Genomic DNA, 26,259 nt, shown 5'->3' on the forward strand with positions numbered 1-26,259 from the left:
TTGTTTTAAATCAACAATTCAGCCTATGTCTCGATTAGCTTTGTCCATCTTACCTATCAAAAGAAAGTTGCAAAGTAAATGGAAGTCTCTGAGATTTAATCTCAGTGCTTCCAATAACCCCTTATTTCTTGGGTTTTATAAATATTTCTATAACCCAAAAGAAGGTAGTCTAAGTGGATTCCTCAACTCCTATTCCTTGTCTAAGAAGCAGGAAGGCTTTACAGTAATTCAAATTGGGGCAAACGATGGAATTACACATGATCCTATTCATAAATTTATCAAAAGAGACAATTGGAAAGGCGTTCTTTTGGAACCTCAATCATTTGTTTTCAATCAATTTCTGAAGAAAATCTATTCCAAGAATAAAGGCATCGTAACGCTTTGTGCGGCTATTGGAGAGGAGGACGGTTCTCTACCAATTTATAAAATCGCTTTCTCTGATATGCGATGGGCAACTGGTTTGACTTCTTTTTCAAAAGAAAAAATTGAAGACGCTTTTCAAAATGGAATTGTTGAAATCAATTGTTCAAAGTTTGGAATTGAAATCCCTCAAGACAAAAGTAAATGGATTAGTGAGGAAGAAGTTGATGTCATCTCCCCAAAGACCTTGCTGGAAAAATACAATTTGTCAAAAATAGATCTTTTACAAATAGATGCTGAGGGTTATGATTTGGAAGTGATTCGCATTTTTGACATTCCAAATACCCAACCTGAGGCTATTATTTTCGAAAATGTAGGCTTAGCAGAAAGTGACTATCAGAATTACCTTTCGCACTTACAAGAAATGGGATACAATACCAGAAAGTTTGGACCAAACACTTTGGCTCTTAAGAAGAGTTATTCTCAATTTCAAAAATATTTTGCCTAATGGAGAAGGATTTGGTGTCTGTAGTGATTCCTTGTTACAATCAAGGGAAGTACCTCAAAGAAACAGTTGATTCTGTTCTGGCTTCAACCTATAGACCTATCGAAATCATCATCGTCAACGATGGTTCTACTGACAATTCTTTGAGCATAGCTGAAGAGATAAAAGAAAACTATGCTGAAGTGAAGTTGCTTGATCAAAAAAACGGTGGTGTAGCAAAAGCTAGAAATTCCGGTGTCAGATTGGCTTCTGGAGAATTTATTTTACCGCTTGATGGAGATGATAAAATTTCACCTCAATACCTCGAAAAAGCGATAGAGGTGTTGAAAAAAAAGGCTGAGGTAAAAGTAGTTTATTGCAAAGCTGTAAAGTTTAGTAATCAAGGAGAGAAACTCTGGAAATTAAAGCCTTTTTCAAGATATCAACTCGCTCGGGACAATATGATTTTTGTTGCTTCCTTATTTAGGAAAAAAGATTTTGATGATATTGGAGGGTTTTCTGAAGATATGGTGATGGGGAGAGAGGACTGGGAGTTTTGGATCAAAATGTTAAAGAATGGAGGAGAAGTTGTGCAGCTTACATTTATTGGCTTTTACTATAGGCTGACCCCAGAAAGTAAGAGGAAAAAAACAGGGACAAATAACAAAAAAAGACTAAGAATAGATTACCTCAATGCCAAGCATGCCGATTTTTTTGAACGCGAACTCCATGGCCCGCTCAGGTTTCAACGCACTTGGTCAAAACCTTACAATATTTTGATGAAGTTTTTGGGCAAATAAAAATTGAGGCTGCTGATTTCATTTGGAGTCAGTAGTTTTTGACTCAAAGTATTTCAAGATTAACCAAAGTAAGTAAAATTTAAATTTTTTAGTTTCCTATCCTCTATGTTATTTTGAATTTGAATCACTTTTGAATTTTAACGCTTCAGCTCTCCAAAATGCTTCAAAGTTTTTTTCCTCAATATCGAAAATCAAACAGAGGTTTTTAATTAACCTTTCATCATTTTGTGGAACTGTCAACAATTCATTGACCAACGCTACACCACCTTTTTCAAAAGCTGCATGGCAAAGGATGGCACCCGAAGTGTAGAATGATGCATATTCCCAACCCCATTTTTTATTTATAATCTCCAAAAAAGTTACAGCCTCATTTCTTGACAAAGCATTTGCAAAGATTTTGGCACTTTCACCAAAGCTAATTCCACCTTGCCCTCCCTTCCATGTAGCAAAACCTTCTTCTAATAAACTGTGCCTATCAAATTTAGGGACTATCAAGTGAATAAATTCGTGAGGATAATATTCTGAACCAAATCCACTCATTAGAATTCTATTTTCATTGAAGCCAATTCCAGTTGTATAACCTGCAAAGAAGAAGTCAAAATTTAAAAGCTGCCCTAATTCGTCACCATTTTGAGTAATATAATAGTCAAAAGGCTCATAGTCTGGGAATTCAAACTCTTCGATTATGCTTTGGCAAAACTCACCAGCCTTTTCAGCCATGGATTGATTGAAAGTATGGTTGGAAGGGTAGATAAAAGTAATTTTACCTATTTTCTTTTTCGCCCAATCGGCTGTTAAGATGGGTAAGGAGTTTTTTAATTTCCAGGACTTGTCTTCTTTTATAGCATACAACTTTTGGATTGCCCAAGGATCAGATTTGCTATACTCACCTTCAAGTCCATCAGCTGAATAGATTGTTCGAATGCTGTAATTTTCACCTTCTTTTGTGATAGATAGAATTTTAGGCTTAAAATATTGTAAAAGGTCCTTGGAAGGGAATTGATATAGAAGTGCTCTAGAAAGATCAAAATCTCTATAAATTTCTTTTTCTTCTTTATTCCAGTTGTTATTATCGGAGATTTTGTCTGGTTCTGTGTTCAAATAGTTTGTCCAAAGACTAGCAATTTCTTTAACTTCAGTATTGGTCATATCAACCCTTGAATGAACCGCCACTTCGATTTTTTCAGTAGATGCAGTAGTCGTCTCCTCTAGAGTCAGGGTTTTATTCTCTTGCTTTTGACAGCTAAAAAGTCCAAAAAAAGCAAGGATTATAGGAAAATATTTCATGATTGTAAATTTTCTTAGACCAAGTTAAGGATACTTTTTAGGTTACCCGATTTCTAATCTGCAAAGATTTATTCAAATTATATAAGTCTGTTTTTTCAGATATAGGATTCAAATAAAAAGTGAATCTTTGAGCAAGTGAAGCTTGAATAATGAAGAAAAATTAACCTATTTTAAATTATCTTTCAAACTGATGTGGATTGGCAAAAAAAATAGTGATTCTGCTCTAGCAATCTATACTTTATTTACTCAAGAAGGCAACGTTGATACAAAGGTATTTGCTCTCTATTTATAAAAGATATGGTCTAAAGATCATTGAGTCAAATACATTAATTTTCATGTTGCAATAAAATCTCCGAAATAAATTCAAATATGTCCGATTGGACTTCTTATCTCAAGCGATTTCAACATTATCTCAAAATCGAAAGGTCTTTGAGCAAAAACTCCATTTTGGCTTATCAGCAAGATATGACAAAATTGATTCGCTATATGGAAACAAGTTTCCCCGAAATTAGTCCATTACAAGTTCAACTTCAGCATCTTCAATTTTTTATAAATGGATTAGCTGAGCTTGAGATTTCTGAATATACACAAGCCCGAATTATTTCTGGAATTAAAGCTTTCTACAAATTTTTGATGTATGAAGATTTGATTTTCGAAGATCCAGCGCAGCTGCTCGAAGCCCCTAAACTTGGAAGGAAATTGCCTGATACGCTAAGCTATCACGAGATTAGCCAAATCCTAGATGGAATTGAGCTGGGGTATCCCGAAGGACATAGAAACCGAGCTATGTTAGAAATTTTGTATTCCAGTGGCTTACGCGTTTCTGAATTGACTGAATTGAAAATAGGAAATGTTTACGCAGACATTGGCTTTTTGAGAGTGATCGGAAAAGGGAATAAAGAAAGGCTAGTACCTGTAGGAAGAGATGCTTTAAAGTATTTAAAAATATATTTGGAAGAATTTCGTGTTCATCTGAACATCGCCAAAGGCCAAGAAGAATATGTTTTTCTCAATCGAAGGGGTAAAAAACTGACTAGAGTAATGGTTTTTTTGATCATTAAAAAGCAAGTGGAGGTTATTGGACTTAAAAAGAATGTAAGTCCACATACTTTCCGACATAGTTTCGCAACACATTTGATAGAAGGCGGTGCAGATCTCCGAGCAGTACAAGAAATGCTCGGTCACGAAAGTATTACGACCACCGAGATTTATACGCATTTAGATAGAGACTATCTACGTCAAGTGCTCAATGAATTTCATCCGAGGAAATGATTACAACGCAAATTTCACGGCTATACTTGGCTGAATCAAATGAAAAGCTGTATTTCTTGGACTCAATGTTACATTTCCCTGATCGTTGTAACTCGCGTCTCCTTCCGTAAGGATGTTCATACTCCCAGTATTGACATAATTCACTCGCAATTCTAAAAAAGTCTCTTTGTTTTTATCCAAAGGAATCATCAGTCCACCACCTATTTGATAGATCAATGCCCAATCTGCAAGCTCGGTTCCTGAAGAAAGCGGCTCTGAAATTCGATTTTCTCTCACCCTTGATCGGGTGTAAGCGTGAATTCCACCAAACTGCCCTTCTACAAAAGGACGAACCCAAAATGGTGTTTCAGGCATTACTCTCACCATACCGGAAAGATATACCGCATTGTTATTTCTTCTGATTCGGAAACTCTGATCTGTACCATTGATGATATTATTGCTGCGGGTCATTGCTGTGCCATACCTGCTATAACCTAATTCTCCGCCAAGAAATATGGGTGTTTTTGGAATTTTAAATGAGCCACTGACACTGATTGACGGAAAAATCATGCTACCAACTTCCGATTGAAAATCTCCTGTTGGAATTCCTGCATTGATATGAATCCCTGCGATTTCGCTTTGACTGTAGGCGGTAAAGGAAAGAAGAAAAAAGAGACTGAGGAGAGAAATTGAATTTTTCATAGAAATGATATTAAAGAGTAGATAGACTTGGTATTTTTTACGTGAAAGTATATAGGAAGTTTAGTTAATGGTTTAAAATGCCCTTCTGTTATATTTCTTCCTGAATTTTCGATTTGCTTCGCAAAAGATTTTTAAATCCTGTAATTTAGCGCTGCAATTAAAATCCAACCAAGTGTACAAATCCATCATCAAGCCGATCCTTTTCCAAAAAAATGCAGAGTCCGCTCACCATTTTACTTTTTCATGGATCAAGAGAACCTTCAATCTGCCAATAGTCAAATCGTTTATTAGAAGTCAATTTGGACTTGAAGATTCCCGTTTGGAAAAAGAGGTGTTCGGCTTGAAATTCAAAAATCCTATCGGACTTGCAGCTGGTTTTGATAAAGATGCTAAGTTGATTGATGAAATGTCTATGTTGGGCTTTGGATTTATTGAAATTGGAACTTTGACTCCAAAGCCTCAAGAAGGAAATCCACAACCTCGACTTTTTAGACTTCCACAAGATGAAGCTTTGATCAACAGGATGGGATTCAATAATGGGGGAGTTGAAGAAGCAGTGAAAAGATTGAAAAGTAGAAAATCAGATGTAATTATTGGGGGAAATATTGGCAAGAATAAATTAACTCCAAATGAAAATGCTGTAGAAGATTATTTGATTTGCTTGGAAGCTTTACATCCTTATGTTGACTATTTTGTAGTAAATGTGAGCTCACCGAATACTCCTAATTTGAGAGATTTGCAGGAAAAAGAACCTTTGAAGCGACTCCTCTTGGCAGTCAAAGAAGCCAATGACAAAAAAGGTAAGCTAAAGCCAATTTTATTAAAAATTGCACCTGACTTAACAGATGGCCAATTGGATGATATTGTAGAGATCGTTCAAGAGACAAAAATAGATGGAGTGATTGCTACGAACACAACAATTGATAGGAGTGGGTTGAAAACGGATGCTTCGCAAGTCGAATCTATCGGTGCAGGTGGTGTGAGTGGAAAAGTACTGGGGACAAGAAGTACAGAAGTTATTCGTTATTTGGCTGATAAATCAAACAGATCTTTTCCAATCATTGGAGTTGGAGGGATTTTCACAACTCAAGATGCCATTGAAAAATTGGAAGCAGGAGCAAGTTTGATTCAGGTTTACTCTGGAATGATTTATGAAGGTCCAGGAATGATCAAAAAAATCAAAAAAGGGCTTTTGTCACATTTCCAAAATCAATAAAATAGAATTCTGTATATTTCGAATAAATCACTTTCACATCAAGATTGATAAGTTCAAATTATGGCGTCATCGACCCCCAAGACAAATACTTTTAGAAAAAAAAATGAGTCTAGAGAAAAAGCTGGAGCGAAGCCTTCCAGAAAGTTTTCTTTAGAATTTATGAAAGATAAAAAAATCCCAATCACAATAGGAATAGTTCTTATAGTTTTGGGTTTGGTGATGTTTTTTGCATTCATAAGTTTCTTGTTTACTGGAGAAGCTGATCAAAGTACCTTATCAGAGGTAGACTTGGGTTTACGAGAAAATGCCACACAAACCAAGAACTGGCAGGGTTATTTTGGAGCTTATCTCGCAGAAGTTTTCATCAAAAGATGGTTTGGAATTGCTGCGTTTTTATTGCCTCCATTTTTGATTTTATTGGGCATCAAACTCACGTTTAAGTATAGATTTATCTCCTTAACGCGTTACAGCATATTTGCCATTTTCTTCACGCTGTGGATTGGTTTATTGACTGGTTATATTGTTCAGCTAACTGAAGGATACTCAGCTCTGAATAACTTGAGTGGAGGCTTCGGTTATGAATTGGGGAAATTAGGAAATGACTTTCTAGGATGGGGAACTATAGCTCTGATCGCAGGTGCTTTATTGATTTTTGTTGTCTTTTTCTTCAATATTGATCAATTGAATTGGTTTTCAAATGCTGATAAACACTTAGAAAATGAGGTGTCAAATGATGCAGATAATGAAGAAAGCGATATAGATGACACTGTATTAGAAAGTGATTTGAATGATGAATTTAAAGCATTGTACGGCTCCTCTGATGATGATATTGATGAATTAGAAAGTAAAAAAAATGATGATGGAAGTTCTTGGACAATCAACAAAAGTAAGGAAGATAAAAAGGCTACACCAGAACTAGAATTCAGTATAGCAGGAGCCGAAGATTTGCCTGACGAAGAAGAAATTGAGGCTCAGGAAACGGAAGCAAAGAAATTTTCTGTAACTCCAGTAGGAGAAGAAAAAACAGCTGATGAAGTTTCAAATCTTGATCCTTATGATCCAACTTTAGACCTTCCAAAGTATCAATATCCTACGCTTGATTTGTTAAATGAATATGATGTCAAAAAAGTCACTGTAACACGCCAAGAACTAGAGGAAAATAAAAACAAGATTGTTGAGACCCTTGTCAACTTTAAAATAGGTATCCAAGAAATTAAAGCGACTATTGGGCCCACAGTTACTTTGTACGAAATAGTCCCAGATCCAGGAGTAAAAATTTCCAAAATCAAGAATTTGGAAGATGACATTGCGCTAAGTTTGGCGGCTCTAGGAATTAGGATTATTGCTCCAATTCCTGGAAAGGGAACTATAGGCATTGAGGTTCCAAATAAGAATAGAGAATTAGTACCTGCACGAGCAGTTTTAGGCACAGAAAAGTTTATGCACAGTGACAAAGACCTTCCTGTTGCTTTAGGGAAAACTATCTCTAACGAAGTTTTTGTAATGGATTTGGCAAAAATGCCACACCTTCTGATGGCTGGAGCTACCGGACAAGGGAAGTCAGTAGGTTTGAATATGATTTTGGCTTCTTTGGTTTACAAAAAACACCCTTCACAATTAAAGTTTGTACTTGTAGATCCAAAAAAAGTGGAATTGACATTGTTCAACAAAATCGAAAGACACTTTTTGGCAAAACTTCCAGGTTCTGAAGAGGCAATCATTACCGATACAAAAAAGGTGATCTATACACTCAACTCACTTTGTATTGAAATGGACAATCGCTACGATTTACTTAAGGATGCAGGATGTAGAAATTTAAAAGAGTATAATGCCAAATTTGTAGCAAGGAAACTGAATCCAGAGAAGGGACATAGATTCATGCCTTATATTGTACTTGTCATTGATGAATTGGCGGATTTAATGATGACTGCTGGTAAAGAAATTGAAGCACCAATAGCGAGATTGGCTCAATTGGCTAGAGCAATTGGGATTCACTTGGTTGTTGCGACACAGCGTCCTTCAGTGAATGTGATTACAGGGATTATCAAAGCCAATTTTCCTGCAAGGCTTTCATTTAGGGTGACATCTAAGATTGATAGTAGAACAATTTTGGATGCCGGAGGTGCAGATCAACTGATAGGGATGGGAGATATGTTGCTTTCTACGGGTTCGGAAATGACCCGTCTACAATGTGCCTTCTTAGATACACCTGAGGTTGATGCTATTTGTGATTGGATTGGAGAGCAAAAAGGATATCCAGACGCATACTTACTGCCTGAATTCGTCGGAGAAGAGGGAGACAGTAGTAACCTTGATGTTGATTTGGCTGACCGAGATCCTCTTTTTGATGATGCTGCTAGGTTAATAGTTATGCATCAGCAAGGAAGCACTTCCTTAATTCAAAGAAAATTGAAATTAGGCTATAATCGAGCAGGAAGAATAATTGATCAACTTGAAGCAGCTGGCGTGGTAGGTGCATTTGAAGGGAGCAAAGCAAGAGAAGTTTTGATTCAAGACGAGGCGAGTTTGGAACGGTTGTTGAGTAGTTTGTAAAACTTAATATTCGATTATCAAACTGAGACAAGTTCACGGCCATGTTACAAAGATGTTTACTGTTTATACTTATATTTTCTATATCCTCGGGGTTAGCTTTTTCGCAAAAAGACCCAAAAGCCAAAGTGATTTTAGATGCCGTAAGTGAAAAATACCAATCATTACCAGGTCTAAAAGCTATTTTTGAATACTCTTACAGCTTGGAAGGGGAATCTTCTCCTCAAAGTCAAACTGGTGAGATTGCGATCAAAGGAAATAAATATCATCTCTTACTTCCTGATCAAGGACAAGAAATTTTTAATGATGGTAAGACGGTTTGGACATTTATCAATTCTGGTACTTACAAAGAAGTAACCATCAATTCTGCGAGTGATATGGAAGATGAATTAAAGCCTTCTTCTGTTTATACGATTTATAAAAAAGGATACAATTACGCTTTGAAAGGAGAGAAATCTCTAAACGGAGTCCTTGTTCAGATTATTGAGTTAACTGCCGAAAAATCGGGTGAGCCTTTCGAGAAAGTAACTCTAATGGTGGATAAAAATAAAAAAGACTTAGTAGGTTGGGAAATCCTTGATGATCAAGGAGGTAAATTAATGTACCAATTTAAATCTGTAGATACTAAAACCTCCCTTCCTGATGATTACTTTGTTTTCAATGCTTCAAAATATGGAAAAGTAGAAGTTATTGATTTACGCTAAAGAATAGCTTTGGTGCATTTTTATTTTTTAAGCTAAAATTACCTACTTTTGCCCAAATCCAATAGAGGCATGAACAAGGCAGAATTATTTGATCAAATCAAGCAAAAATCTTCATTTTTATGTGTCGGTCTAGATACCGACCTAACTAAAATCCCTCAACACCTTAGAAAAAATAGTGATCCACTTTTTGAATTCAATAAACAAATTATTGATGCAACAGCTGATTTGGCCATTGCATATAAGCCGAATATTGCTTTCTATGAAGCTCTTGGACCTAAAGGTTGGGAAAGCTTGCAAAAAACCTTGGAGTATATTCCAAATGATATTTTTACAATCGCCGATGCAAAACGCGGAGACATAGGAAACACCTCAAGTCTATATGCCAAGGCATTTTTTGAGACAATGGATTTTGATTCAATTACAGTAGCACCATACATGGGAGTGGACAGTGTTAAGCCATTTTTGACATTTGAAGGGAAATGGGTGATTTTGCTTGCATTGACATCAAATGAAGGCAGTTTGGATTTCCAATTGATCGCGTCAAAATCAGGAAAACCTCTATTTCAAGAAGTGCTAGAAAAAAGTCAACTTTGGGGAAATACCGACAACATGATGTATGTAGTAGGTGCGACAAGAGGAGAAAAAATTGCTGAGGTACGTCAAATTGTTCCTGAGCATTTTTTCTTAGTTCCTGGAGTAGGAGCACAAGGAGGAAGTCTTGAAGAGGTAGCGAAGTTTGGAATGAATGCGACTTGTGGGTTGCTAGTCAATTCTTCAAGGGGGATCATTTACGCAAGTCAAGAAAAGGATTTTGCTGCTGCTGCAAAAGTGGAGGCAATGAAATTACAGCAAGAAATGTCTGAGTTGTTGGACAAGTATTGTTATTAAAGATTTTTGTAATAAAATTTTTTAGTTTATTTTTATTGTGTTGGTAATGATTGTTTTATATAAAATTTTTAAAGATGGATTTTCAAGAAAACTTCCTGCAATCTGTATGGAAATATCAATATTTTGATAAAAACGGCTTACAGACCACTGAAGGTACTCCGCTTTCGATCATCAAAATTGGCTATCATAATTTTTATGAAGGTCCAGATTTTTTGGAAGCTCAAATTCACCTAGGGAATTTTGATTATTATGGTCATGTGGAGATTCATCGCAAATCTTCTGATTGGAAAAATCATGATCATGACAGTGATGACAGATACAATAGCGTAGTATTGCATGTAGTTTGGGATGATGATAAACCGATTCTTAGGAAAGATGGGACGTCGATTCCAACATTAGTTTTGAAGGGGAAAGTTCTTTTGGATGTCATTCGAAATTATGAAAGACTTCTGAATGGAGAGGGGGAACTGTTATGTGCAGCAGGACTTGATTTTATTCCTGATATTATTCGTTTTTCTACTTTGGAAAAAGCGCTAGTTGAGCGATTGGAAAGCAAGGCAAAACTAATTTTAGATTTGTTAGAGCAAAGTAATACTGACTGGGAGGAGACTTGCTTTCGGTGGTTGATGAATGCATTTGGTTTCAAAACGAATAGTGAATCCATGCTCAACTTGTCTCAGATGATTCAATTTAAGACACTAAAAAAACATAGTGGCAATAGTCTAATTATTCAAGCTTTAATGTTAGGTCAAGCAGGTTTGATTCCTGCATCTGTAAGTGACGATTATGGTCAGATGCTGAAGAGAGAATATGATTTTTATCACAAAAAATACAACTTAGGAAGTCCTATGCATTTTTCTGAATGGAAATTTATGGGGGTGAGACCAGGTAATTTTCCAACGTTGAGGATTGTACAAGTTGCTGAAATTATTGCCAAAAACCCAAGTTTGCTATCTGGTGTGCTTCATGAAACTAGTAGTTTTCTCAACTTCAAAAAATTCTTTTCAATTCAAATTCCTGAATATTGGCAGTATCATTATCAGGTAGATAAGCCTTCTACTGGAAACCTGTCAAAATCGCTCAGTAATCAGACAATCAATTTGTTATTAATCAATTTTGTGGTGCCTTTGTGGTTTGCTTATGGAAAATATATTCAAGATAGCACTTGGCAGGAAAAGTGTTTTGATCTCCTGCAAGAAATGGTCCCTGAGGAGAATTTTATTATTCGAAAGTTCAAAACTCATAATTGGGAACCAAAATCTGCTTTTGATACACAGGGAATGATTGGTCAATTTCATAGTTATTGTAAGCTCAAAAAATGTCTTGATTGTAAAGTTGGACAAAATCTACTCAAGCCAGCGAAAAAATGACTTTTGTTAAAAACCGCAATAAGCAGTACTTTTGCCATTCAATTAAGAAAGAATTATGGAAAAACCAGTAATTATTTTAGGAGCTAAAGGTATTGCACACCCAGCATTAGAGATATTTAATAGCAATAAAGTGGTTGTGTATGGATTTTTGGATGAAGATGAAAAATTGCATGGTCAAGAAATCAACGTAGTCCCAATTCTTGGAAACCCAGAAGATGAAGGGTTTTTGAAGTTGGTGGGTAAAAAATGTGAGGCCTTCGTAGCTGTTGATGATAATAAATACAGACAGTTTTTGGTGAAGATGTTGAATGACAACCGGAAGGTGCAGCCAATCAATGCAATTCATCAAACTGCCTACATTTCTACAGATGCTACAATTGGTCATGGGAATTTTGTGAATGCAAAAGTTAATATAGGTGCAGGAACCATGATTGGAAGTCACTGTATTATCAATTCTGGAGCTATAGTAGATCACGGTTCGAAAGTTGGAGATTTTGTGCAGCTTGGTGCTGGCTCGATCGCAAACTCAAATGTTATTATCGAAGAAGGTGCATTTATTGGTTCAGGAGTTATTTTGGTGTCTGGAATCACGGTGGGTAAAAATGCAAGGATTGGTGCTGGTTCGGTAGTAATTTCAGATGTGAAAGCTAACGATACAGTATTTGGAAATCCAGCAGCTCCAATCAAAAAATAATAAATAAATAGGCTTTCGAGCTAGTATTAAATATTTCTTATTCAAAATAAACCAAAACACCTTGTCGGAAACAAGGCTCTAGTTATGGAAAACAAAGACTACAGTATCTTACTTTATTACTGCTATGCTGATATCGAGGATACAGAAGCATACAGAGAAGAACATCATTTGTTCTGTATTGAAAACAATATTCGCGGAAGAATTATCATTTCTTCTGAGGGATTGAATGGTACCGTTTCGGGTCTCAAAGAGGACTGCGAAAAGTACATGGCTTATATCCACAGTGATGCTAGATTTGCCAAAACTGAATTTAAAGTAGAAGACCATGACAAGCATGCTTTTACCAAGATTCATGTAAGGGTAAAGCCTGAGATTGTTCACAGTAGTTTAAGACACATTGATCCAAAAGTAAAAACAGGTAAGCATCTAGCCCCTAATGAATTTAAAGCACTCAAAGATCAGGAAGATGTGGTGATTTTGGATGTAAGATCAAATTACGAACACGAATTAGGTCACTTCAAAAACGCCATTACTTTAGATATCGACAATTTCAGAGACTTTCCTGAAAAAGTAAAAGAACTTGAGCACCTGAAAGGAAAAAAAGTACTCACTTATTGTACAGGAGGAATTAAGTGTGAAAAAGCATCTGCATTTTTATTAGATCAAGGATTCGAAGATGTTTATCAGCTACATGGAGGAATTATAAAGTATGGTTTGGAAGCAGGTGGAGAAGATTTTGAAGGGAAATGTTACGTATTTGATAATAGAATTGCAGTTGATGTCAATAAGGTAAACCCTACAATCGTTTCCAAATGTCATGTTTGTGGAACAAACTCAGATAGAATGGTCAACTGCGCTAACCCTAAATGCAATGAACACTTAGCAATTTGTGAAAATTGTGGTTGGGAACTTGATGGCGCATGTTCCGTAGAATGTCAAGAACATCCCGAAAAGAGACCTTATGATGGAACAGGCTACTATCAGAAAATTACAAATGGATACAATCCTTACAAAGGTTTGGTCCGTAAAAAAGATAAAGAAAAAACTAAATCGATCAGTTCATGACCAAGCGCATTCCTGAATCCGAGTTGATCATCAATCCTGATGGAAGTATTTACCACCTTAATTTGAAGCCAGAAGATCTGGCTTCAACTGTTATTGCTGTGGGTGATCCTGATAGGGTAGAGAAAGTCTCAAAGTATTTCGACAGCATAGAGCTCAAAGTTTCCAAAAGGGAATTTGTGACACATACGGGTCACTTCAAGGGCAAAAGGATTACAGCGATCAGTACTGGAATGGGAACTGACAATATTGAGATCTTTATGACAGAGCTGGATGCTCTGGTTAATGTAGATTTTAAAACACGTCTTCCAAAAAAGCAACATACAAGTCTGGATATCATAAGAGTTGGAACTTCTGGAAGTATGCAAAAAGACATTCCTGCCGGTTCGATTCTAGCATCAGCCTATGGTATTGGCTTGGATACTTTGATGGCTTTTTATACTACCAAATATTCTGAATTAGAAAAAAATGTAGCTAGAGCAGTTCAGGATTCATTGAATTTACCTTTTCTTCCATATTGTATTGAAGGGTCTCAAAAGTTATTAGATCTGTTAAGTGAAGGATTGATTATTGGAAATACCGCAACTTGTCCAGGTTTTTTTGGTCCCCAAGGAAGAGAAGTTAGAATAAAACCTGCAATCCCAGATATCATTGAAAAGCTAGCTTCTGTAAACCTAGATAAATTCAGGATTACAAACTTTGAAATGGAAACTTCAGGATATTATGCCATGGGGAGGTTATTGGGTCATGAAGTTTTAAGTTTGAATGCCATAGTGGCAAATAGAATTACTCAAGAGTTTGCTGACAATGCTTATGAAATCGTAGATGATCTGATCAAGCATACTTTAAAAAAAGTGGCGGAATAAAATTCCGCCATTTTTTGGTAATCACCCTTATGCTAATAATCGAGTTGAAAAAATTTCACTGTTAATCTTAAAATGTTCCCAATCCCTGTAATCTATACTTTTAATTAACTCAATCAGTGTTTCGGCACATTCCTGTTTGCATACATAAACACCAAAAACAGATTCTTTTTTATTTATCATAAAAATTCTACTACTACCAAATACTTTACTTAGGCTTTTCCATTTTGATACAATCAAAAGTTCGTCCTTGTTTTCCATTGTTTGCATGATCTTGAATGATCCAAAAGTGCATGTGATTTCCATAAGAATTAAATTTAACTTTAATCAAAGGTACTTAGAGAACAGCCGCTTGGCAATACGTAGTAACACGTATTTTTAGGGGGTAATCGACAAAAAAATGGTTTTAGAATAAGATTCCTTTATTGTTTTTGGCCCAAATAAGTAAAGAGTTATGCTTTTTGTCTAACTTTAACTTGTTGATAATGTTGCTTCTATGTTTTTCTACAGTCCTCTCTGCAATAAATAATTTATCTGCTATTTCCTTCGAAGTAACACCGTCTGCAATAAGCCTAAGAATTTTAATTTCTGATGGAGTGAGTTTGTCAGAAGTGCTGGTAGGGCTCAGGTTTTTGTCTTTTGGAAAAATCAAATTACTAAAATAATCTTCTCCTTCACTTACCTTTTGAATACAATTAATCAAGTCTTCGGTAGCAAAATTCTTCAATAAATATCCTGAAATATTCAAGTTTTTAGCTTGCTGAATAATATATTTTTCTCTATGAAGTGTTAATAAAATGATACGAGTTTTGAGCCCTCTTTTTAGGCATTCTTTTGCTACTTCCATACCTGTCATTTTGGGCATTTCTAAATCTAGGATTGCGATAGGAGGATTGAATTTCTCAATCATTTGTAAAGCAATGACGCCATCTGAGGCTGCTCCTAAGATTTCATAATTATTCTCTTCCAAAAAGTCTTTGAGGCCTTTCAAAAGGAGAGGATGATCATCTGCAATAATGAGTTTTACTGACATTTTATGGATAAAATAAAAATGAAAAACTCGTTCCTTTAGCTTTTTCAGAATCAACTTTCATTATTCCTCCAAGTGTAGCTGTTCTTTCTTTGAGGGTTTTCAAACCCAAACTTTGGAAGTCTTGAAATTTCTTAGAAAAATCAAATCCAATTCCATTATCTGCAATGGAAAGGTGTACCATTTTTTCATCTCGAATTATAGTTACCCTAACCGCTGAAGCTTTCGCATGTTTCAAAATATTATTAAATGTTTCCTGAACAATTCTGTAAATATGAAGCTGTTGATCAGCATCAAACAAATCATCTACTTCATCTAGCTCCGATGAAACAAAAATATCTGTTTCCTCGTCAATCTGATCTAATACATTACGAATGGCATTTGTCAATCCTAATTCTTCTAGTTGAAATGGATGAAGTGATCTTGAAATCCCTCGAAGTTCTTCTATTGCTAGATTGAGTAGGTTCGTTGCAGACTCATCTTTGTCCATTGCCACTTTGTTTTTGATAAGGAGGAGACTTTGTCCAAGGCCATCATGTAGATCCTTAGAAATTCTTTTTCGCTCAGTTTCTTGACTGAGCAAGAGGTCTCTAGAAAAATTTTCTTGAAGGATTTTTGCTTTCTGTGCGGCCTTTAAGTTTTTCAGTAAAAACCATAAGATAAGTCCAGCAATTATAGATAAGCTAATAGTGACAATTGTAATAATTTTTGTTCTTGTGGAGGTTGTAATTTGTTCTATTTCTCGAGTTTTATTGAGAATTTCACGTTCTTTTTTTTCTGTTTCGTATAGTGTCTGATAATATGCAAAGCTATTTGCTTGATTACTTTGAAAAAGGGAATCTTTAAATGATTTATATTTTTCTAATGCTTCAAATGCCGTTTTGAAGTCTCCAACATTTTTTGAAATTCGAGACTCAATCAAATAAGCATCTATAATTTGATCCATATTTGCAGCTTCCAAGGCATCTTCTCTATATTGTTGAATCAAGTTTTTTGCTTCACTTAAGTTTCCTCTACTTTCTTCAATCAGTGTTTTTGATTTGAGGAATGGGAGTTTGATAAAAGAATTCCCATCGAGTTCGTCTTCAATGATTTGTTTTGCCTCTTGATATAGTTTTTCTTGATTTTCATAATCTTGGATTTCTGAATAATGATTTGAAAGTGAAAGACAGACTATTGCTCTTACCTCTGAATCTGCAATTGAATCTTTTCCGATTTTTTGATAGACCCGGTTTAGAAAATCAAATCTTTCATCATTTCTATCTTGCTTATCATAATCTCTGGATTGGTTGTAAAGTATGATGCTCCAATCATAAATATTTCCTTGATCAAGGTAATTTTCTGCAAGTTGTTTTCTTATTTTTTCTGCCTCTGAATAGATGCCATACTTGCTAAAAAGTACTGCCATACCATTGTTAACATAGTTGACATAATCTTGATCCTCAAGATTCTCGTAATAGGTTCTAGCCAACTGATAATCATTCATGGCGCTAATCAACTCTCCTCTATAATCCTTTGCCTGTGCTCTGAAAAATAAGGCATCTGCCACAAAAATGGAGTCCTTTTCTGAGAAATAATTCATTGCGAGGGTGTAAGCTTCAATTGCTTCAGAAAAGTCCGTTTGGTTGTAATGGGCAGCAGCTAGTTTTAAATAAATATTCCCTTGGGTTCTACTTTGATCAATCTGAGGTACAAACTTTGATGCATGAAGCATCAGTTCTAATGCTTTCTCTTCTGTGTTTGATTCACTATTCAAAATTTCAAAAAGCTGTACTGACCAAATACCTAATTCTCTAAAATTCCCTGTTTTTTCAGCTAGCTTAATTCCTTGTTCATAAAAAAATATAACATCTTCCTGTTTGTTGTCTTGAGTTAATCCATCAATGATTGCCTTTAATTTTTCGAATTTATCATTCTCAGATGATTCAGAGACTAAATAATTTTTTATCGAGTCCTTTAAAGAAATTTGAAAGGCTGATAATTCAAGACTAAATATGAAAAAAATACACAATATTAATGGTAAAAATATAGATTGAATTCTTTTTGTTAGATGCATGTAAACTAAAACTCTTTAAAAGATTAATTATCTAGAATATCAAAAATAGCTGAATATTAACTTTTAACAACTCCCCTTACATAAAAATATTTCAGGACAACAGCATATATGACCATATATGTATATACATGTATTTTGTGAACAATGTAATTTCTATGCCGTTTAATAATGTGTATAGATAAAGTAAAAATTTATTTTATACTATACATCATGTCTAGGGAATCCCATCAAAAGTAGCATTTTCAGAGTCCTTTTGATTTCTAATATTTCTATTTCCCTTTCAACTTCCAGAATACTCTATTATCAATCAGATTTGAGTGACACATATCCTTGTGTGCGTTCAAAATAATCTATAAATACAAAAACATGAAGACCATTTTACCGCATTTATTGCTGTCACTTTTATTGCTATCAACTCTTCCTTTGACAGCACAAGAAATATCTATTCGTGGGAAAGTTATCGAAGCTGAAACATCCAATCCACTAGAATTCGCAAATATTGCCTTGCTTGCAGAAAGTGACTCTGCTTTAGTTACGGGTGTTGTGAGTGAATTGGATGGTACATTTTCATTTACTACTACAGCGGGAGATTACATTTTAAGAGTTGGGTTTATTGGTTATGAAAGCCGGTTCAAAAACATTTCACTTGGAGATAAAACAGAAGAGAATGTGGGTAATGTTAGGTTAAGAAAAGATGCTCAAAGTCTTGATGAAGTAGTAGTAGAAGGTGTGACATCCATGTTTGAAAGTGATATTGATAAACGTCGCTATAATGTGGAAAATAGTATTGTCGCAGAAGGGGCAACAGCATCTGAGTTACTTAGTACACTTCCCTCAATTCAAATGGATGATGAAGGAAGTATTTCAATGCGAGGTAGTGGTAACATACTTATTTATATCAATGGACGCCCTTCCAACCTTTCAGGGGATGATGCAGAAAGTGTATTGGCTCAATTTCCAGCAAATAGTATAAAGACTGTTGAACTAATTACAAACCCATCATCTAGATATGATGCAGCGGGAGTAGGCGGAATAATCGATATTATTCTAAAAAAGAACGAAAAAACAGGTCTAAATGGGCAAGTTAATGCTTCAATTGGTACGCGAGATAAATATAACGCTGGTCTCAACATGAATTATGGAACTGAAAAGGCAAACTATTATATGTCCTATAATTTTCAAGATAGAAGGAGATTCAGAGAAAGTGAATCTTTTAGAGAATCAAATTTAACGGGAGTTTCCCCAATCCTAGATCAAGATTCTTACCAGCTAAATAGAGACATTAATCATTTGATAAGGGGTGGAATCGATTGGAGATTGACAGAAAATCAAACTTTTGGGGTGTATGCTCAAGGTAATTTTAGAGATCGAAGTGGTTCTGAATTGTTAAACCAAAGGAATATCAATTCAAGCCAAGAATTGGATAGCTTATTTGTTCGAGATATTGATGAAACGAGAGTTTCTACAAATTTTGAATCAGGGATAAATTATTCTATTGAGCTTGACACATTAGGACAAAGACTTTTTACATCAGCTTCATTCTCTAGAGATGAGCGGTCACAGGAAGAAATATATAATCAGACATTTTTCAATCAAAATAGCCAAGAAGTTCCTTCTAATAGAATTTTACAATTAAATGATCGCCCACAGACTAGTAATTTATATGTATTTCAATTAGACTACGAAAAGCCTTTTTTAAATGGAGGAAGTTTAGAGACTGGTCTAAAAGGTACATTTGGAAAGTGGAACAGGTCACAGAATTTTTCTGAAGGAAATGAGGAGAATGATTTTAATCCTGTATTGAATGATTTCTTCAGCGATGGGTTCAATTTCAAAGAGGATGTCTATGCATCATACTTAAGTTACAGAAATAAAATTGGAAAGTTAGGCTATCAAGGTGGTTTAAGGGCAGAATATACAGAGACGATTTCACGACTTGAAAGCACGCAAGAGCCTTTTGTAAATAATTATTTTAATCTTTTTCCGAGTGCATACTTGAGTTATGAAATTAAGCCCGAAGAAGAGTTTACGGCTAATTTTAGTAGAAGAATTTCAAGACCAAATATTTGGGCTCTAGCTCCGATTTATAGAGTTGGAGATTTATATAATCTGAGTATCGGAAATCAAAGACTTCAACCAGAATTCACGAATAGTTATGAAGTGGGATACATGAAAGGCTGGGAAAATTACCTTTTAAATGCAACAGTCTATCATCGATATTCTACAGATGTTGAGACAAGAGTGATTCGCTTAAATGAAGATAATGTGGCAGTCCAAATGAGAGAAAATGCAAATAGTAGAGCCAGTACAGGTTTTGAGTTGATCAATCAAATTCAGGTTACACAGTGGTTTGATGCGACATTATCAGGTAACTTTTTCTATTCAGAAATTCAAGGTGACAACATTGAGTCAGGTTTCAATAATTCAAATTTCTCTTGGACACTGAATTTACTTGCTAATATGGCTATCCCAAAATTTGCTACACTGCAAATTCAGGGAGATTATCGAGGGCCTATTGTTTTGCCACAAGGCGAAATAGAACCTCTTTGGGGAGTAAATTTAGGTTTAAGAAAAGATATTTTAGATAACAAAGCTACCATTAGCTTAAATGTCAGTGATATTTTCAACACTAGAATCTTCAAAATCAGAATAGAAGATCAGCGTTTTACTCAGGATAGGCTATTTAATAGAGAAACTAGGATAGGAACCTTGTCATTTACCTACCGATTTGAGGGATTTAAAGAGAAGCGAAGTGGAGAGGAAAGAGAAAGAGACGGTTTTGAAGACGATGATTTTTAATCATTCTCAAAAAATCCAAAAGGCTTAGCTTTTTGGATTTTTTATTTTTAGAGAGGATAAGTCTTTAGAAGTCTCTTTCTTTGCAAGATGATTTCGATTTATACAGATGGTGCAGCAAAAGGTAATCCAGGTCCAGGTGGATTTGGAACAGTATTGCTCTACAATCAACATAGAAAAGAGCTTTCAGAAGGCTTTAGACTTACTACTAACAACAGAATGGAACTTTTGGCAGTGATCAGAGGGCTTCAGGAGCTGAAAGTCCAAGGAATCCCAGTTTCTATTTATTCTGACAGTAAATATGTCGTTGATTCTGTTGAAAAAGGTTGGATTTGGTCCTGGCAGAAAAAGGGTTTCAAAGACAAGAAAAATGTTGATTTGTGGAAAAAATACATTCCTCTTCATATGAAATTTAAACCGAAGTTTATTTGGGTAAAAGGACACGCTGGGAATCCATTGAATGAACGATGTGATCAGCTTGCTGTAGCTGCCGCAGAAGGGAAAAACCTGAAAGCAGATATTGGATACGAGTCGGAGAATAAAAGTCCGTCTGGTTTGTTTTGATTTTCAATAAAAACTTATGTCAAATACTTTTTTTAAGTTTAAGCAATTCATTGTAAATCAAGATCGATGCGGGATGAAAGTCAGTACTGATGCAGTCGTTTTAGGTGCTTTGGCTGGCAAAAAATCACCTCTTTCAATCTTGGATGTAGGAGTTGGTACAGGTGTGATTTCTTTGATGCTTGCACAGAGATTTGACAATGCTACTGTGTTTGGTGTGGAGATTGAAGATAGTGCTTTTGGTCAAGCTTTAGAAAATATTCAAGCGTCAAAATTTGCGAAAAGAGTTAGCGTAAAACACCAAGACTTTCAAACTTATTCAGACAAATCAGACCAGCAATTTGATATGATCGTGAGTAACCCTCCATACTTTCCAGATCATATCAAAACTAATGATGCTCAAAGAAATAAAGCGCTTCACAATGATTCATTAAGTTTTGAGGATCTTGTGGCAGGAGTGATTAAATGCCTAGATGAATCAGGAGAATTTTGGGTTATACTTCCTCCTCGGCAAATGCAGGATTTGGAAGAAATTTGCAAAATACATCAGCTGCTTCCATTTCATAAAGTAAACCTAAAAGACAAGCAGGAAACAAAAGTAATTCGTGTGATTCAAGGTTTTTCATACGGGAGCGAATTCACTTTAGAAAATGAATTATTTATCAAAAACCCTGATGGTTCTTTTGCCAAAGCTTATCAAAAACTTTTGAAAGACTTCTTGTTGATTTTCTAATTAAAACTCACTTTTTCAAGAAATCCAATATTTTCTTTTTCTAGCATTTTCAGAATTGGTTCATAAATTTCAGGGATGATTGGCGTATGAAGACCTCTTACTTTTATTTTCCCATCAAGAAAAAGGTCGACAGCCATCGCAAGTGGCAATCCAACAGTTTTGGCCATAGCAGTATAAGTTTGGTTTGTGCCCTTACAGACTAGACTTGAAGTGAGTTTTTTTGTTCCGCGAGGAGTTTCTATCTCAAATAAATGCTGCATGACTATCATGTCTTTGTCTCCTGATTCCAAGCTCCATTTGTCTTCTAAAATCACCTGTAAAATAGCCGCAGGACTTCCTTTTCTAAGTGGAAGTTCTATTTCTTCGAAGAGTCCAAGCCAAGCTATTTTTTCTAAAATCTCTTCTGTCACCCAAGGGAGTAGCTCTTTAATTTTGTTTTCGACAGATTGGATTTCATCATAGGGCAAAAATGAATTGATAAACATTTTGTAAGTAAATCCATCGGGAAGATCCATTGTGAAGCTGTCATCAGTCATTCCTAATTGAACAAATACATCCCAACTTTGACAAAATCCTGCCCTACGGAGCGTTCCTCTTAAAAGTGTTGGGATCTCATCAAGTCCATAAATTTGTCTATAACTTAGAGAGTCCCTATTTGGATAGCCATCAAAATCACCGACATCTTCAAAACTTATCGTCTCAAGTCTCCTAAAAAGCATGTGATAAGGAATGTATTTGTACTTTCCATTTCTTATAAATCTGGAAACACCTTGACCTGCCAAAACCACATTTCTCGCATTCCAGGTGAATTTATATTTCCACGGATTGTTCTCACTTTCAGGGGTCAAAACTCCACCCGTATAGGACTTGAAGCTTTTAATTTTATTTCCCTTTGCTTTTTCTTGGTCGATAATTTTCATCGCTGACATGTGGTCTATACCAGGGTCTAAACCACATTCATTCAAAAAGAGCAAACCCTTTTCTTCAACATCTAGCTTCATGCTTCTGATTTCTTCAGACTCATATGAGGCTGTAAACAAATGTTTGTGAAGTTCAAGACAATCTTTAGCGATCAATGGATGCAAGAAGGCAGGCAGCATAGAAATTACTACATCCGATAATTTTATGATTTCTTGTCGATTTTTGTCGTCTTTTAGATTAATTGCTTTTGCAGTTACGAAAGTACTTTGTCCGCTTTTTTGGGCAGCTATTTTTTCACTGATATCAGCTAATATGATTTGTCTATTTTTTGCTTCTGCCGTTCCAATTAAGTAATCTATCAAATAAGTTGAGGATTTTCCAGTTCCTAAAATTAAAATGGTGTGCATAGTAAAAGATATTTGAGAGTAATGGTATTCGAAGATGTGAAAAATGAATGATTGTAAAAAATCGAGATCAATAAAAACATCATTATTAACAAAAACCGATTTTTTTTTGTTAATTCAATCCCTTTTTTAAATTAAAACATGGTGAAAAAAATAGAAATAAACGTGTCTTTGGAGATTTTCCCGAAAGAGGAGTGGTTGGAAGTGGATGCAAAATTGATAGAAAAAGCTAAATCAATCCTCGAACATGCCCACGCGCCCTATTCCAACTTTTTGGTTGGAGCTGCATTGCTTTTGGAAAATGGACAGGTTTTCACTGCCAATAATCAAGAAAACGTCTCTTTTCCTGTTGGTGTATGTGCGGAACGAGCAGTCTTAAGCTATGCCATGGCAAATTCTCCGGGAGTCAGGCCATTGAAAATTGCAATTGTAGCAAAGAGAAGGGTTGAAAAGAAGTTTGCTACAGTAACTCCTTGTGGGCTTTGCCGGCAGACGATCAATGAATATGAGATCAAATTCGAAAGCCCAATAGAGATTTTGATGCTAAATCCTCAGGAAGAAATTCTCAAAGCTTCAGGGATTGAACAATTGCTGCCATTTAGATTTAATGATTTGAATAGTTGATGAAATTTGAAATTGCTTACAAGCACACTGCACAATATCACCTTTCTCAGGTTCCAACGGGAAAAGAAAAAGAGGTTTGGATTTTATTCCATGGTTATGGGCAATTGGCAGAGTATTTTTTGAGAAAGTTTAAGACACTTTTTTCAGAAAATCGTCTTTTTGTTGTTCCTGAGGCTACGAATTATGGATATCTCCAAGGATTCCAAGGAAGAGTTGGTGCAAACTGGATGACCAAGCATGAAAGAGAGTTGGCTATTGACAATAATCATCAATATTTGAATAAACTCCTTGATCATATCTTGGAAGAATATGATGAAATTCCGAAGATCAATGTGCTAGGCTTTTCTCAAGGTGCAGCAACAGCAAGTAGGTGGCTTGGACAGGTTGATTTTTCTATAGGAAAACTGATTCTCTGGGGTGGAGGGTTTGCGCATGATTTGAATATCGGAAAAATAGGAGATCATCTTAAAAAAACTTCAGTCACACTAGTCTTGGGTGATGAAGATGAATTTATCACAAAGGAATCTATTCAAAAACAAGATGAGCTAATTTCAGTTTTAGATATTCAAGTAGATAAATATGAATATCCTGGAGGTCATGAACTTCATCTACCGACTTTAGAAAAACTAATTGAATAAAATTTAATCGTTTCATGACCTTAAAAAGTTTGATTTTAAACAACAGTTACTTAATTTTCTAAAAATTTACATACACTCTGTAATGCTATCCCTCACAGAAAAAGAAATTGAGAAAATCGCCTCCTTACTTCAAAAAGGAATGATTTGTTTTTATCAATTAAACAACAAAAAAATCTATCATCTACCAGATGACGAAGACTATTTCAATTATGATCTAACTCCCGACGAAGAGGATGTCTTGGATGAAATAGATGAAAATCCAGATAATTATGCTGAGTTTACCAAGATGGATTCCAATCAGGAACATCAAATGATGGAAAATTTTGCAGATCGGGTTGTAAAGGAAAAAACTTTCCAAGACGAGCTCTTCAATGCCTTGAGCAAGCCTAAGGCTGCGACCGGTTTCAAGTTCTTGATAGACAATTCTGGTAAATACAATGGACTTTGGTCAGAATATAAACTAGACAAATACAAAGACTGGGTGCTTGAGCAAGTAGATGCTTTCAATTATGCTGATGAATAGAAAAAAAACAGGCTGTGAAATTCACAGCCTGTTTTTTTATACATTAACATGTCTTTCGGCATGGTAAGATGACCTTACCAATGGTCCCGATTCTACATATTTCAATCCTCTTTTTAGTCCTTCTTCTCGATATATCGCAAACATATCCGGATGGATAAATTCAGCTACTTCGATGTGCATTTTTGTTGGTTGAAGGTATTGGCCCAAAGTAAGGATGTCACAGCCATTTGCTGCAAGATCATCCATCGCTTTGAACACCTCATCTTTGCTTTCTCCCAATCCAAGCATAATGCCCGTTTTGGTTCTTTTACCATATTCTTTGGTCAACTTGATTTGTTCTAAAGATCTCGCATACTTGGCTTGTGGACGTACTCTTCTATATAAACTTTCCACTGTTTCCATGTTGTGAGAAACTACTTCTTGTCCTCCACTGATCATTCTATAAAGAGCGTCCCAATTTGACTTCACGTCTGGGATAAGCGTTTCAATGGTAGTCTGAGGAGAAAGTTTTTTAGTTTCTACGACAGTTTGATACCAGATTTCTGCACCTTTATCTTTCAATTCATCCCTGTTTACAGAAGTAATTACAGCATGTTTTACTCCCATAAGTTGAATGGCTTCTGCCACTCTTCTAGGTTCATCAGTGTCATACTCTGGCGGTCTTCCTGTAGCTACGGCACAGAAAGAACAAGATCTCGTACACACATTTCCTAAAATCATGAAAGTGGCTGTGCCAGCTCCCCAGCATTCACCCATATTTGGGCAATTTCCACTTTCACAAATGGTATTTAATTTATGTTGATCGACGAGTTTTCTGACTTTAGCATATTCTTTTCCAACAGGCAACTTCACCCTGAGCCAGTCAGGTTTTTTTCTTTTTGTCGTCTCTTCGGAAATTACAGGTAATTCAATCATCTCTTTTAGCTTATTGATTGGGCAAAATTAAAGGTATTAGGTTTATAAACCCAATGGTTTGGCTACTTCCTGAAGCCATAATATAAAGTGAAATAGGCTGATTGGAAAAACTGTCTGTTTTCAGTCGTCGGCATCAATTCTATTTCCTTTGTAAAACCCTCTAATTGGTAACCAAGTTCCAATCCAATGGCACTTGATTTAAATGTACCAAATTCGAAAAATAGTGCTGCCTTTGCATTTCCTCCGAAAGCGATTTCTGATTCACTCAGTCCTTCGAAAATTCTTCCAGGACCTAAAATATTGAATCTACTTTGATGCACTTCTGGATTATATTGCTCGCGAACTGTCTCTACTCTGCTCACTGCATATTCTATAATGTATGGAGAAATTAGTCCGATTGATGGACCTACTGCTGCTAATGCTGAAATCTGAACACCTTGTTGTGGGGCTTTTTTGAATAGAATAATCTCTCTTCCATAATAAGGTCTAATGGCGTAGAGATAGTTTGATTTGCCAAAAACATAGGAGTTGCCCAATACTGTGGTGTATCTTACTTCTTTTGGGTTTTTGACATTGGCTAGATCAAGACCGAACAACTGAAAATTAGTATCGTCCAATCTGAAACCCATTTTAAAAGAAGCACCTCCAATTAGCCCTCCATTCGTGTTTTCATTAAGACCGAAAAAAACTTCCTGGTCATATTCATAATTCCCAGCATCTTCTCTCTGTCCATACCCGTTGATCCAAATCAATGCAAACAGGCCTGTGATGATATATTTTAATCCCTTTGTCATAGTTATCAGGAAATTAACGCTAATTTTGGTTCT

At 35.6% G+C, this 26,259-nt stretch carries 25 protein-coding genes; 17 read left to right on the forward strand and 8 right to left on the reverse strand.

Annotated elements, in window-relative coordinates:
• Positions 1–25: 25 nt before the first annotated feature.
• Together BELBA_RS07435 and BELBA_RS07440 are read left to right on the forward strand one after the other, a co-directional pair.
• Positions 26–868 (forward strand): FkbM family methyltransferase, encoded by an 843-nt coding sequence (locus BELBA_RS07435; protein ID WP_014772119.1) that lies wholly within the window; start codon positions 26–28, stop codon positions 866–868.
• Positions 868–1,644, forward strand: a complete 777-nt coding sequence (locus BELBA_RS07440) for a glycosyltransferase family 2 protein (protein WP_014772120.1) — start codon at positions 868–870, stop codon at positions 1,642–1,644. The genes BELBA_RS07435 and BELBA_RS07440 overlap by 1 nt, the downstream gene beginning before the upstream one ends.
• A gap of 108 nt (positions 1,645–1,752) precedes the next feature.
• On the opposite strand, the gene BELBA_RS07445 is transcribed toward BELBA_RS07440, so the two are convergent.
• On the reverse strand, positions 1,753–2,931 hold the full coding sequence (locus tag BELBA_RS07445) for a hypothetical protein (RefSeq protein ID WP_014772121.1): 1,179 nt from the start codon (positions 2,929–2,931) through the stop codon (positions 1,753–1,755).
• Positions 2,932–3,300: 369 nt separating this feature from the next.
• On the opposite strand from BELBA_RS07445, the gene xerD reads away from it, so the two are divergent.
• Positions 3,301–4,203: a site-specific tyrosine recombinase XerD gene (gene xerD, locus BELBA_RS07450; RefSeq protein ID WP_014772122.1), complete on the forward strand. Its 903-nt coding sequence runs from the start codon at positions 3,301–3,303 to the stop codon at positions 4,201–4,203.
• On the opposite strand, the gene BELBA_RS07455 is transcribed toward xerD, so the two are convergent.
• Complete coding sequence (locus BELBA_RS07455; RefSeq protein WP_014772123.1) at positions 4,204–4,884, reverse strand: hypothetical protein; 681 nt, start codon at positions 4,882–4,884, stop codon at positions 4,204–4,206.
• A 172-nt stretch (positions 4,885–5,056) separates the two neighbouring features.
• Here BELBA_RS07455 and BELBA_RS07460 point away from each other — a divergent pair, with 172 nt between their 5' ends.
• The 8 genes from BELBA_RS07460 (at position 5,057) to BELBA_RS07495 (ending at position 14,234) form a co-directional block, all read left to right on the forward strand.
• Positions 5,057–6,100 carry a quinone-dependent dihydroorotate dehydrogenase gene (locus tag BELBA_RS07460; protein WP_014772124.1) on the forward strand — a complete coding sequence of 348 codons (1,044 nt, stop codon included), beginning with the start codon at positions 5,057–5,059 and terminating at the stop codon, positions 6,098–6,100.
• Positions 6,101–6,160: 60 nt separating this feature from the next.
• The gene (locus tag BELBA_RS07465) at positions 6,161–8,653 is read left to right on the forward strand and encodes an FtsK/SpoIIIE family DNA translocase (protein WP_014772125.1); all 2,493 of its coding nucleotides are present in this window, start codon (positions 6,161–6,163) and stop codon (positions 8,651–8,653) included.
• A 41-nt stretch (positions 8,654–8,694) separates the two neighbouring features.
• Positions 8,695–9,354: an outer membrane lipoprotein periplasmic chaperone LolA1 gene (lolA1, locus tag BELBA_RS07470; RefSeq protein WP_014772126.1), complete on the forward strand. Its 660-nt coding sequence runs from the start codon at positions 8,695–8,697 to the stop codon at positions 9,352–9,354.
• A 69-nt stretch (positions 9,355–9,423) separates the two neighbouring features.
• The gene (gene pyrF / locus BELBA_RS07475; protein WP_041779278.1) at positions 9,424–10,242 is read left to right on the forward strand and encodes an orotidine-5'-phosphate decarboxylase; all 819 of its coding nucleotides are present in this window, start codon (positions 9,424–9,426) and stop codon (positions 10,240–10,242) included.
• A gap of 74 nt (positions 10,243–10,316) precedes the next feature.
• A complete protein-coding gene (locus tag BELBA_RS07480) occupies positions 10,317–11,612 on the forward strand; it encodes a DUF2851 family protein (protein WP_014772128.1) in 1,296 nt (431 codons plus the stop codon).
• Between the two features lie 55 nt (positions 11,613–11,667).
• A complete protein-coding gene (locus BELBA_RS07485) occupies positions 11,668–12,306 on the forward strand; it encodes an acetyltransferase (protein ID WP_014772129.1) in 639 nt (212 codons plus the stop codon).
• Between the two features lie 84 nt (positions 12,307–12,390).
• Positions 12,391–13,371 carry an oxygen-dependent tRNA uridine(34) hydroxylase TrhO gene (gene trhO / locus BELBA_RS07490; protein ID WP_014772130.1) on the forward strand — a complete coding sequence of 327 codons (981 nt, stop codon included), beginning with the start codon at positions 12,391–12,393 and terminating at the stop codon, positions 13,369–13,371.
• Positions 13,368–14,234, forward strand: a complete 867-nt coding sequence (locus BELBA_RS07495) for a nucleoside phosphorylase (RefSeq protein ID WP_014772131.1) — start codon at positions 13,368–13,370, stop codon at positions 14,232–14,234. The genes trhO and BELBA_RS07495 overlap by 4 nt, the downstream gene beginning before the upstream one ends.
• Before the next feature lie 27 nt (positions 14,235–14,261).
• On the opposite strand, the gene BELBA_RS07500 is transcribed toward BELBA_RS07495, so the two are convergent.
• The 3 genes from BELBA_RS07500 to BELBA_RS07510 form a co-directional block, all read right to left on the reverse strand.
• Positions 14,262–14,492 carry a hypothetical protein gene (locus BELBA_RS07500; RefSeq protein ID WP_245531149.1) on the reverse strand — a complete coding sequence of 77 codons (231 nt, stop codon included), beginning with the start codon at positions 14,490–14,492 and terminating at the stop codon, positions 14,262–14,264.
• A 145-nt stretch (positions 14,493–14,637) separates the two neighbouring features.
• Positions 14,638–15,264: a response regulator gene (locus BELBA_RS07505; RefSeq protein WP_014772133.1), complete on the reverse strand. Its 627-nt coding sequence runs from the start codon at positions 15,262–15,264 to the stop codon at positions 14,638–14,640.
• Position 15,265: 1 nt separating this feature from the next.
• Entirely contained in the window at positions 15,266–17,317 is a 2,052-nt protein-coding gene (locus BELBA_RS07510; RefSeq protein WP_014772134.1) for an ATP-binding protein, read from the reverse strand.
• Positions 17,318–17,683: 366 nt separating this feature from the next.
• Here BELBA_RS07510 and BELBA_RS07515 point away from each other — a divergent pair, with 366 nt between their 5' ends.
• The 3 genes from BELBA_RS07515 (at position 17,684) to BELBA_RS07525 (ending at position 21,407) form a co-directional block, all read left to right on the forward strand.
• Entirely contained in the window at positions 17,684–20,116 is a 2,433-nt protein-coding gene (locus BELBA_RS07515) for a TonB-dependent receptor (protein WP_014772135.1), read from the forward strand.
• A gap of 87 nt (positions 20,117–20,203) precedes the next feature.
• Positions 20,204–20,677, forward strand: coding sequence for a ribonuclease HI (gene rnhA, locus BELBA_RS07520; RefSeq protein WP_014772136.1), 474 nt, complete (start codon positions 20,204–20,206; stop codon positions 20,675–20,677).
• Positions 20,678–20,693: 16 nt separating this feature from the next.
• Positions 20,694–21,407 carry a tRNA1(Val) (adenine(37)-N6)-methyltransferase gene (locus tag BELBA_RS07525; protein ID WP_014772137.1) on the forward strand — a complete coding sequence of 238 codons (714 nt, stop codon included), beginning with the start codon at positions 20,694–20,696 and terminating at the stop codon, positions 21,405–21,407.
• Here BELBA_RS07525 and BELBA_RS07530 read toward each other — a convergent pair.
• A complete protein-coding gene (locus tag BELBA_RS07530; protein WP_014772138.1) occupies positions 21,404–22,735 on the reverse strand; it encodes a saccharopine dehydrogenase C-terminal domain-containing protein in 1,332 nt (443 codons plus the stop codon). The genes BELBA_RS07525 and BELBA_RS07530 overlap by 4 nt on opposite strands.
• Before the next feature lie 138 nt (positions 22,736–22,873).
• Between BELBA_RS07530 and BELBA_RS07535 the strand changes: the two genes are divergently transcribed.
• From BELBA_RS07535 to BELBA_RS07545, 3 genes are all read left to right on the forward strand, one after another.
• Positions 22,874–23,356 (forward strand): cytidine deaminase, encoded by a 483-nt coding sequence (locus BELBA_RS07535; protein WP_014772139.1) that lies wholly within the window; start codon positions 22,874–22,876, stop codon positions 23,354–23,356.
• Positions 23,356–23,994: an alpha/beta hydrolase gene (locus BELBA_RS07540; protein ID WP_014772140.1), complete on the forward strand. Its 639-nt coding sequence runs from the start codon at positions 23,356–23,358 to the stop codon at positions 23,992–23,994. The genes BELBA_RS07535 and BELBA_RS07540 overlap by 1 nt, the downstream gene beginning before the upstream one ends.
• Before the next feature lie 82 nt (positions 23,995–24,076).
• Positions 24,077–24,517 (forward strand): UPF0158 family protein, encoded by a 441-nt coding sequence (locus BELBA_RS07545; protein WP_014772141.1) that lies wholly within the window; start codon positions 24,077–24,079, stop codon positions 24,515–24,517.
• A 36-nt stretch (positions 24,518–24,553) separates the two neighbouring features.
• Here BELBA_RS07545 and lipA read toward each other — a convergent pair whose 3' ends face one another.
• Both lipA and BELBA_RS07555 read right to left on the reverse strand, forming a co-directional pair.
• Positions 24,554–25,432, reverse strand: coding sequence for a lipoyl synthase (lipA, locus tag BELBA_RS07550; protein ID WP_014772142.1), 879 nt, complete (start codon positions 25,430–25,432; stop codon positions 24,554–24,556).
• Positions 25,433–25,494: 62 nt separating this feature from the next.
• On the reverse strand, positions 25,495–26,226 hold the full coding sequence (locus tag BELBA_RS07555; protein WP_014772143.1) for a hypothetical protein: 732 nt from the start codon (positions 26,224–26,226) through the stop codon (positions 25,495–25,497).
• Positions 26,227–26,259: the final 33 nt, after the last annotated feature.

It is taken from the genome of Belliella baltica DSM 15883, assembly GCF_000265405.1.
Lineage (GTDB): Bacteria > Bacteroidota > Bacteroidia > Cytophagales > Cyclobacteriaceae > Belliella > Belliella baltica.

What these genes read in the sequence shown, in the direction of transcription:
- BELBA_RS07500 (WP_245531149.1), bottom strand. Translation starts at nt 14,492, where the DNA reads ATGGAAAACAAGGACGAACTTTTGATTGTATCAAAATGGAAAAGCCTA.
- lipA (WP_014772142.1), bottom strand. Translation starts at nt 25,432, where the DNA reads ATGATTGAATTACCTGTAATTTCCGAAGAGACGACAAAAAGAAAAAAA.
- BELBA_RS07465 (WP_014772125.1), top strand. Translation starts at nt 6,161, where the DNA reads ATGGCGTCATCGACCCCCAAGACAAATACTTTTAGAAAAAAAAATGAG.
- rnhA (WP_014772136.1), top strand. Translation starts at nt 20,204, where the DNA reads ATGATTTCGATTTATACAGATGGTGCAGCAAAAGGTAATCCAGGTCCA.
- BELBA_RS07455 (WP_014772123.1), bottom strand. Translation starts at nt 4,884, where the DNA reads ATGAAAAATTCAATTTCTCTCCTCAGTCTCTTTTTTCTTCTTTCCTTT.
- BELBA_RS07495 (WP_014772131.1), top strand. Translation starts at nt 13,368, where the DNA reads ATGACCAAGCGCATTCCTGAATCCGAGTTGATCATCAATCCTGATGGA.
- trhO (WP_014772130.1), top strand. Translation starts at nt 12,391, where the DNA reads ATGGAAAACAAAGACTACAGTATCTTACTTTATTACTGCTATGCTGAT.
- BELBA_RS07555 (WP_014772143.1), bottom strand. Translation starts at nt 26,226, where the DNA reads ATGACAAAGGGATTAAAATATATCATCACAGGCCTGTTTGCATTGATT.
- BELBA_RS07440 (WP_014772120.1), top strand. Translation starts at nt 868, where the DNA reads ATGGAGAAGGATTTGGTGTCTGTAGTGATTCCTTGTTACAATCAAGGG.
- BELBA_RS07480 (WP_014772128.1), top strand. Translation starts at nt 10,317, where the DNA reads ATGGATTTTCAAGAAAACTTCCTGCAATCTGTATGGAAATATCAATAT.
- BELBA_RS07540 (WP_014772140.1), top strand. Translation starts at nt 23,356, where the DNA reads ATGAAATTTGAAATTGCTTACAAGCACACTGCACAATATCACCTTTCT.
- BELBA_RS07545 (WP_014772141.1), top strand. Translation starts at nt 24,077, where the DNA reads ATGCTATCCCTCACAGAAAAAGAAATTGAGAAAATCGCCTCCTTACTT.
- lolA1 (WP_014772126.1), top strand. Translation starts at nt 8,695, where the DNA reads ATGTTACAAAGATGTTTACTGTTTATACTTATATTTTCTATATCCTCG.
- BELBA_RS07535 (WP_014772139.1), top strand. Translation starts at nt 22,874, where the DNA reads ATGGTGAAAAAAATAGAAATAAACGTGTCTTTGGAGATTTTCCCGAAA.
- BELBA_RS07525 (WP_014772137.1), top strand. Translation starts at nt 20,694, where the DNA reads ATGTCAAATACTTTTTTTAAGTTTAAGCAATTCATTGTAAATCAAGAT.
- BELBA_RS07435 (WP_014772119.1), top strand. Translation starts at nt 26, where the DNA reads ATGTCTCGATTAGCTTTGTCCATCTTACCTATCAAAAGAAAGTTGCAA.
- BELBA_RS07505 (WP_014772133.1), bottom strand. Translation starts at nt 15,264, where the DNA reads ATGTCAGTAAAACTCATTATTGCAGATGATCATCCTCTCCTTTTGAAA.
- BELBA_RS07485 (WP_014772129.1), top strand. Translation starts at nt 11,668, where the DNA reads ATGGAAAAACCAGTAATTATTTTAGGAGCTAAAGGTATTGCACACCCA.
- BELBA_RS07530 (WP_014772138.1), bottom strand. Translation starts at nt 22,735, where the DNA reads ATGCACACCATTTTAATTTTAGGAACTGGAAAATCCTCAACTTATTTG.
- BELBA_RS07445 (WP_014772121.1), bottom strand. Translation starts at nt 2,931, where the DNA reads ATGAAATATTTTCCTATAATCCTTGCTTTTTTTGGACTTTTTAGCTGT.
- pyrF (WP_041779278.1), top strand. Translation starts at nt 9,424, where the DNA reads ATGAACAAGGCAGAATTATTTGATCAAATCAAGCAAAAATCTTCATTT.
- BELBA_RS07510 (WP_014772134.1), bottom strand. Translation starts at nt 17,317, where the DNA reads ATGCATCTAACAAAAAGAATTCAATCTATATTTTTACCATTAATATTG.
- BELBA_RS07515 (WP_014772135.1), top strand. Translation starts at nt 17,684, where the DNA reads ATGAAGACCATTTTACCGCATTTATTGCTGTCACTTTTATTGCTATCA.
- xerD (WP_014772122.1), top strand. Translation starts at nt 3,301, where the DNA reads ATGTCCGATTGGACTTCTTATCTCAAGCGATTTCAACATTATCTCAAA.